This is a genomic window from Alicyclobacillus shizuokensis NBRC 103103, from assembly GCF_001552255.1.
Taxonomy (GTDB): Bacteria; Bacillota; Bacilli; order Alicyclobacillales; family Alicyclobacillaceae; genus Alicyclobacillus_G; species Alicyclobacillus_G shizuokensis.
In genome coordinates this window covers 1-6,537 of record NZ_BCQV01000077.1, presented here as the reverse complement: position 1 = coordinate 6,537, position 6,537 = coordinate 1, and the positions used below count along the sequence as shown (strand labels likewise).

7 protein-coding genes and 4 pseudogenes are annotated in these 6,537 nt (G+C 47.9%); 6 read left to right on the top strand and 5 right to left on the bottom strand.

The genetic code is table 11. The annotated features are described in order from the left end of the window. Positions 1-78: 78 nt before the first annotated feature. Positions 79-293: pseudogene (locus ASH01S_RS19875) on the top strand (transposase); the annotation flags it as partial. 77 nt (positions 294-370) lie between these two features. On the opposite strand, the gene ASH01S_RS16930 reads toward ASH01S_RS19875, so the two are convergent. The 3 genes and pseudogenes from ASH01S_RS16930 to ASH01S_RS18685 form a co-directional block, all read right to left on the bottom strand. Next, a complete protein-coding gene (locus ASH01S_RS16930; RefSeq protein ID WP_067929620.1) occupies positions 371-1,132 on the bottom strand; it encodes a hypothetical protein in 762 nt (253 codons plus the stop codon). A 2-nt stretch (positions 1,133-1,134) separates the two neighbouring features. Further along, the gene (locus tag ASH01S_RS19785; protein ID WP_373278598.1) at positions 1,135-1,656 is read right to left on the bottom strand and encodes an RNA polymerase sigma factor; all 522 of its coding nucleotides are present in this window, start codon (positions 1,654-1,656) and stop codon (positions 1,135-1,137) included. A gap of 134 nt (positions 1,657-1,790) precedes the next feature. Beyond that, positions 1,791-1,943: pseudogene (locus tag ASH01S_RS18685) on the bottom strand (transposase domain-containing protein); the annotation flags it as partial. Here ASH01S_RS18685 and ASH01S_RS19870 point away from each other — a divergent pair. Next, a pseudogene (locus ASH01S_RS19870) lies at positions 1,934-2,239 on the top strand (IS66 family transposase); the annotation flags it as partial. The pseudogenes ASH01S_RS18685 and ASH01S_RS19870 overlap by 10 nt on opposite strands. Before the next feature lie 2 nt (positions 2,240-2,241). On the opposite strand, the pseudogene ASH01S_RS19865 reads toward ASH01S_RS19870, so the two are convergent. Then, positions 2,242-2,325 (bottom strand): annotated as a pseudogene (locus ASH01S_RS19865) (IS66 family transposase); the annotation flags it as partial. A 343-nt stretch (positions 2,326-2,668) separates the two neighbouring features. Between ASH01S_RS19865 and ASH01S_RS16920 the strand changes: the two are divergent. The 4 genes from ASH01S_RS16920 to ASH01S_RS16905 all read left to right on the top strand — a co-directional run bounded on the left by ASH01S_RS16920 (position 2,669) and on the right by ASH01S_RS16905 (position 6,072). Continuing rightward, the gene (locus ASH01S_RS16920) at positions 2,669-3,364 is read left to right on the top strand and encodes a response regulator transcription factor (RefSeq protein ID WP_067929621.1); all 696 of its coding nucleotides are present in this window, start codon (positions 2,669-2,671) and stop codon (positions 3,362-3,364) included. Between the two features lie 83 nt (positions 3,365-3,447). Beyond that, positions 3,448-4,371, top strand: a complete 924-nt coding sequence (locus tag ASH01S_RS16915) for an ABC transporter ATP-binding protein (RefSeq protein ID WP_067929618.1) — start codon at positions 3,448-3,450, stop codon at positions 4,369-4,371. Continuing rightward, positions 4,364-5,113 (top strand): ABC transporter permease, encoded by a 750-nt coding sequence (locus ASH01S_RS16910; RefSeq protein ID WP_067929617.1) that lies wholly within the window; start codon positions 4,364-4,366, stop codon positions 5,111-5,113. Before ASH01S_RS16915 ends, ASH01S_RS16910 begins: the two co-directional genes overlap by 8 nt. A gap of 140 nt (positions 5,114-5,253) precedes the next feature. Continuing rightward, positions 5,254-6,072, top strand: a complete 819-nt coding sequence (locus ASH01S_RS16905) for a sensor histidine kinase (RefSeq protein WP_245629142.1) — start codon at positions 5,254-5,256, stop codon at positions 6,070-6,072. 191 nt (positions 6,073-6,263) lie between these two features. On the opposite strand, the gene ASH01S_RS18150 is transcribed toward ASH01S_RS16905, so the two are convergent. After that, positions 6,264-6,455, bottom strand: coding sequence for an SRPBCC family protein (locus ASH01S_RS18150; protein WP_245629141.1), 192 nt, complete (start codon positions 6,453-6,455; stop codon positions 6,264-6,266). Positions 6,456-6,537 lie beyond the last annotated feature (82 nt).

Genomic DNA, 6,537 nt, shown 5'->3' with positions numbered 1-6,537 from the left:
CCCAATGTGCGCCTACTAACAGCATGAACAAAATGATCTTTGAATTACTCACGAGAAAGCTTATCCCCTGCTGAAACCATCTATAAAGTACGGGCGGACGGCCGCGTACGAACCCACAGTGTTCATGATCGCAACCGGCATCCATAAAGCCGGCTATCGTGAAATTCTCGACATCATATTGGGAGACGGCGAATCCGAAGTTGGGTGGCCCTTTTTTGCATGGCTGAAGGACATGGACTCCATCGTGTGGATGTGGTCGTCGAAACCACCAGGGGCTTGTAAAAGCACTGTTGACCTTGGTTGAAAAACGGTATGATGGATGGGGATATGATTCCCCTGTGGTTGAGTGTGACATTTGTGACATGATAGTTTAGTTTCTTTTGCCTGCATTCATGATTGCATGTGCAATTTTAGTTACATCCGACTGAGAAATATCATCTCCAACCGCGCCAAGAACGCAAGTCCATGGCCCCTGTACCCAACTTAAGTAATATGCATTTTGGACGTTTGAATTGGCGCCTCTGTACTCAAAGGTCAACATCTTTGCCTCATGTCCATCGATGCTTATGATCTTGCTGTCTGGGCCAGTTAACGATTGCCCATTTAAATAAATAGTCTGATCTAAATTTTTGTATATCGTTAGAGATATCTCGCTTGGATAGGCGTTTGGAGTAACGCGAAGCAATCCATCTGCATCAATCACCATATGATCTCCTGCATACCAATCGACCCTAATGCCATGGACAATCAATCCCGGATACTGCAGCTCCGGAACGGGAACGCCGACATCTGAAACCACACCATCGTAATCGTTGTACGTTGCAGAGTGCTTGATGTTACCTCCCCAAAGAGGCTGATTGCCGTAACTTATGGAAAGCAGAATACCTGTTTGGTGCTTTGAAAATATGTGAGTAAATTCCCCAATGATGTTATCTAGTGGACCACTAGCCATAGCAATACCGCCTGTAAGGCCGACCGTAACAAATAAAGAGGCGATGGATATGAACCAGCGGCGTTTCATGATCGATTTCTTACGAAGTTGTACATTGTTCACGATGTCATCGACGTTTGGCGTGGGGTTGAATTTTACACCCGCCAGCTCTTGGAGAAACTTATCAACATCTTTGCTCATCTCTAGTAACCCTCTTTCTCAAGAAGTTTCTTTAGCGCTCGCCGGGCACGATGAAGTCGTACACGACATGTGCTTTCTCTAATGTTAATAATTTCGGAAATTTCCTTTAACAGGAATCCATTCACGTAATACAGTACGAGAATTTCACGATACTCCTTACGCAAGCAGGCTAATGTTTGATAAATGTCAAGCGCCTTGCGGGTACTGCTGTCAATTTGACTCGATTCAATCGGTTGCGAGGATAATTTGATTTTCCGTTTCCAGGAACTGCGCAGAACCGTGCGACATTCATTTCGTACGATGGTACATAACCAAGCGAGGGCCTTGTCCGGGTCATGTAACTTGTTGATGTTCATTACTGCCTTAATGAGCGATTCCTGTACGCAGTCTTGAGCCAGGTGATAGTCATTTAGGATAGCCAATGCCACTGCGAACAACTTCGAATAGTACTGTTCTACCCAACATTCAATAGCCTCTCGTTGTTCCAATTCCAGCGGTGTTCCATTGTGCCTTGAGGTAGACATCCTAAGTGACTTTTCCAAAGGGGCACCACCCTCTTAGGTTGCCTTGCACTTCTTAGACGCTCAGTATCGTGTCAAACGTTACATCAGATGTAAGCGCCAAGCGGAGTATACCTTGAAAGCAGTCACTCTTTCGCCTACCGCAGCAGCATGACCTTTTCGGCCGCGGCATCCAGGTTCGGCAACCACTCGAACAGATACTCCAAATAGGCAAACGGATTGAACGGGTCGTCCTTCGCGGTCTCCACAAGGCTATAGGTAATGGCGCTCGCCCTTGCTTCACGCGGCGTGGTCGGGGTGCTGGGCACACGCAAGGCGGAAGTTCGACGAGGCGCTCAAAGCGCTTCCCACCGGTGAGCGGCGATCCAAACCGGTCACTGTGGGGGGAAGGCCTGGAATACTGCAACCGATTGATTGCGTTGGAGAGGAAATTCAAAGATGCCACTCCAGAAGAGCGGTACGAAGGCCGTCTGGTCCACAGCAAGCCGGTGGTCGACGCGCTTTGGCATAGTTGCAAAACTCACGGGTACTGCCCAAGAGTGCGCTGGGGCAGGCGGTCGCGTGTTGCCTCAAGCAGTGGGATAAACAGTATCCCTCCACATGCAGGTACCCTTGAAATCCTTCCAGGAACCTCCGCGAATGCTCCGCCGAACGGGTCGGCTGGTAGTCGAATGACGCGGATAGAGGCTTTGTGTGGGTGGGAACTTGCGCAGCCAGTAGTGCAACTGATGCAAGGGGATGTGATGCAGGGCACACTAGGACGTGGCACTCTCACCACTGGCGCGAAAGTCGGCCACTCGCGGTTCCCACATCCTGTGCAATTCGGCTCTGGTCATGACGTACACGCTCCTTCGGCTCGTTTATTCCCAATTATCGAGTCTGGAGCGTCCCTGCGCGAGGTGTGGAGGATTTTACGCTCACCGTGTTTCGCATTAACAATGAACTCCGATATAATATCCACCGATTTTACAGTCCCTGTGTTGTGGTACATTTTTCGAAGAAAGGAATGATCAAAATAGACAAACCCATTCGCATCTTGGTCGTCGAAGATGATGACGATATTAGTCAATTACTGTGCAATATATTGCGCAAGAGCGGGTATTCCCCTCAACCCGCTTTTTCTGGAACAGAGGCGCTGCTCTACTTAGAAACTGAGCGCTGGCACATGATTTTGTTGGATTTGATGCTCCCCGGTATGTCTGGAGAAGAGTTGCTGGTTCGAATCCAACGGCACAGTTCCGCACCCGTCATCATAATTTCGGCCAAAGGAGAACAGCGAACCAAAGTCGACATGCTGCGATCTGGCGCTGACGACTATATTACAAAACCTTTCGACGTAGAGGAAGTATCAGCTCGGATAGACTCACATCTAAGAAGATATTTGCGCTCTGCAACGGACACTGAAAACCATCTGTTGCAACACAAAAATGTCATTCTGGACCTGGACGCAAAAACGGTGGTTGTGAAGGATCAACGATTGTCGTTAACACCACATGAATTTGACATTTTAGCCCTCCTTATGAAGTCTCCGAAAAAGTTATTTACAAAAGAAAATATCTTCGAAAGTGTCTGGGGAGAACCGCTCATGGGTGACGAGGCAAGAACAATCAATGTTCACATCAGCAATTTGAGGAGCAAGTTGGCAAAGGTTGATCCTGCTGAAGAGTACATTGAAACCATTTGGGGCATGGGATATCGGTTGAAACCTTAAGCTTTTCTTAAGGATTCTCTTTACCTTCTCTTACGTTTCCGCATTTATAGTGACGGAAACACCAAGAGAGGAGACCTGTGGTTATGACTGAATACGTTCTGAAGACTATCCAACTTTCCGAGCACTACAAAAGTCGTATCGTGTTGGATAAGGTCGACTTGGCCGTTCCTAAAGGCAGCATTTATGGATTTATTGGCCTGAATGGGGCGGGCAAATCGACACTCATGCGAATTGTAACAGGACTATCCTTTCCAACGTCCGGCACAATCGAACTGTTTGGCAAGAGCTCTGAGTCAGAAATTATACAGGCGAGGAAACGCATGGGATCGACCATCGAAAGCCCCGGGTTGTTTCCAAACATGACGGCCTACGAGAACATGGAGGTGTGCCGTCTTCAGAAAGGTGTCCCAGGAAAGGACTGCATCCCAAAAACCCTTGCGATTGTCGGTTTGCAGGATGTCGGCAACAAAAAGACGAGGAACTTCTCCTTGGGGATGAAACAACGACTGGCCATCGCCATGGCCCTGCTCGGAGACCCGGAGTTTCTGATTCTGGATGAGCCCACGAATGGACTCGATCCCATGGGTGTCGTGGAAATGAGGGACCTTCTAAGACGCCTTAACCGCGAGTTGGGTATGACGATTCTCATCTCCAGTCATATCTTGAGCGAGCTCAACCTGCTTGCCACGCACTATGGCATCATTCACCGGGGCAGGCTTGTGGAGCAATTGACGTCGACAGAGTTGGAAGAGAAATGCCAGCAGTATCTTCATATCAAAGTGGACAACCCCGAGCGGGCTTCGGTTGCCATTGAACAGCAGTTGCACACAAACGAGTTCGAGGTGTTACCCACGGGTGTCATCAAACTGTTCAAGTATGTGAAAGAGCCGGGAAAGGTATCGTCGGTGCTTGTTGCCTCCGGACTTCAAATCGAAGCCTTCATGCCAATGGGAGAGGAACTCGAGAGCTACTTTGCGAGCCGGATAGGAGGTGTGAAACATGAATAACTTGATTCTCGCGGAATGGTACAAGTTGCGGAAAAACATGCCGTATCGAGTACTCTGTCTCGTGACATTGTCTATCGGCATCCTGTACGAGCTGTTTCAGTTACGCTCAGACGCGAGCAACGTCAGCAGTATGTCGCTGTTTGTAAAGGCACTTGGCGGCAATGAAATCCTGACAAAGCTAGCCATTTGCGTTCTGGCGGCATTCTTTATTTCCAGCGAATACGCCAATGGTACCATGAAGAGTACCGCATCCATCGGTTGTAGCAGAGGACGGATTTACACGGCGAAGGTGATTGTATTTACACTTGGAGCAGCGTTGTTATGTCTCATCTTTCCCTTGACCGATGTCGCCCTGGGCAGCTTGCTGTATGGATTTGGACATTTAGCCCAAGTATCCGCCGTCGAATATTTGTATAGAACGCTCGGCTTTACAGTCTTGTTCGCGGCGGCGTTTTCGACAATCGCCGCCCTGATTGCCGTCAGCCTTACGGACAACGGCAAGACTATTGGAGTTTCTATTATATTGTTTTTGTTTATTGATCCACTGTCGAAAAAATTGGGGGCAGAGTTCCCGTGGTACCAACATCTGTATAATAACTGCGTGTTTGGACTATTTTCAGTGCCCTATGAATTTCGGATGAGTAGTCACGATGTGTTCATGTGCATCATGGCACCCATTCTAACGTTCGTGGTCTTTGGGGTTATCGGCATTTTGGTGTTCCAACGAAAAGAGATTCGGTGACTACCGGTCAATTTCATCAATGTTCATCATTCGCGGAGACAGGGGTGGAAAAGATGTTGGCGATATTGTTGGTCATATTGACCATGTTGGCAATTATTCTTTTCTACCGACTGCTCTGCATAAAACGGGAGATCCGTAAGATGACCGTTCAACTGCGACAGTATAACAATCATGAAACCGAGAAGAAAATTGACTTATCGTTCTATGAGAACAGCATCGAATCACTGGCAATCGAAATAAACCGACAGTTGTCCCTTGTAGCGGAAGCCATGGCTGAGAAGAGGAGAACAGAGAACGAACTGAGACAAGCTGTGGCCAATATCTCTCACGATCTGCGTACGCCGCTGACATCGGTCTTCGGCTACATTCAATTGTTGGAATCGGACGGATTGACTCCGCAGGAACAAACCGAATGCGTCGTGGTTATCAAAAGGCAAATCAAACGGTTGCAAGCGCTTCTCAATGATTTTTTCGAACTCTCTGTCGTTGAATCGACCGATTACTCGCTGAACTTAGAGCAAGTGAACATCAGCCGATTGCTTCCAGAAATTCTGATTCAATTCTACGATCAATTCACTGAACGAAGCTTAAGTCCGATCATTCAAATTCCGAATGTTGATATTTTTGTTATCGGAGACAGTTCTGCGATCCGTAGGGTTGTAGAGAATCTGATTCTCAACGCCATTCGGCACGCTGAAGGAGGAGAGGTTTCCATTGACCTTGAAAGAAGCTCATCAACAACCCGTTTGGTCATTGCCAATTCGGCCAAGCACCTAACCGATAGGGATGTAGAATTGTTGTTTAATCGGTTCTATATGGCAGATAAGACCAGATCAGGACAAGGCAGCGGTTTAGGTTTATCGATCGCCAAAAGCCTGATGTTAAAGATGAACGGAAATCTTACCGCCAGGTTAATCGACAGTCGCTTATACATTTACTGCGAGTGGATACAAAGGTGAAAACAATTACATAAATGTCTTCTTCTTGTATTCCGGCCGTTTTACTGTGCAGGGCAGAGTATGTCACCCCACATTTCGCGTCCGTTTTTCGGGCGCGCACGATTTTTGAAAAGTTACTTGCATTGTTGTATCGTTCTTGCCCTCATTAGCGCAGTCGCATGCCAAAGGTAACCACGTGTGTGCAACTCCACTTATAATTCTACCAGCACCCTTTCGAGCTGATTGACCATCCTTTGCCAACCATACAATACTCCATTGAATGCTTGCTCTGCTTTGAACCCGGTTTGCTCCAGATGCACATGAGTTGTTCCATCGTCGGCCTGTTTGAAAGTCCAGGTAACCGTCGTCTTTTCGCCGTAAGATAGCCGATGAGGCTCGTCCACTTCGGATCACTTCACAATCTATAAGGCCATCCCACCATGGGGTCGGTTCGGCCCGAAACTGAACCAACGACTGGTTTGGGCC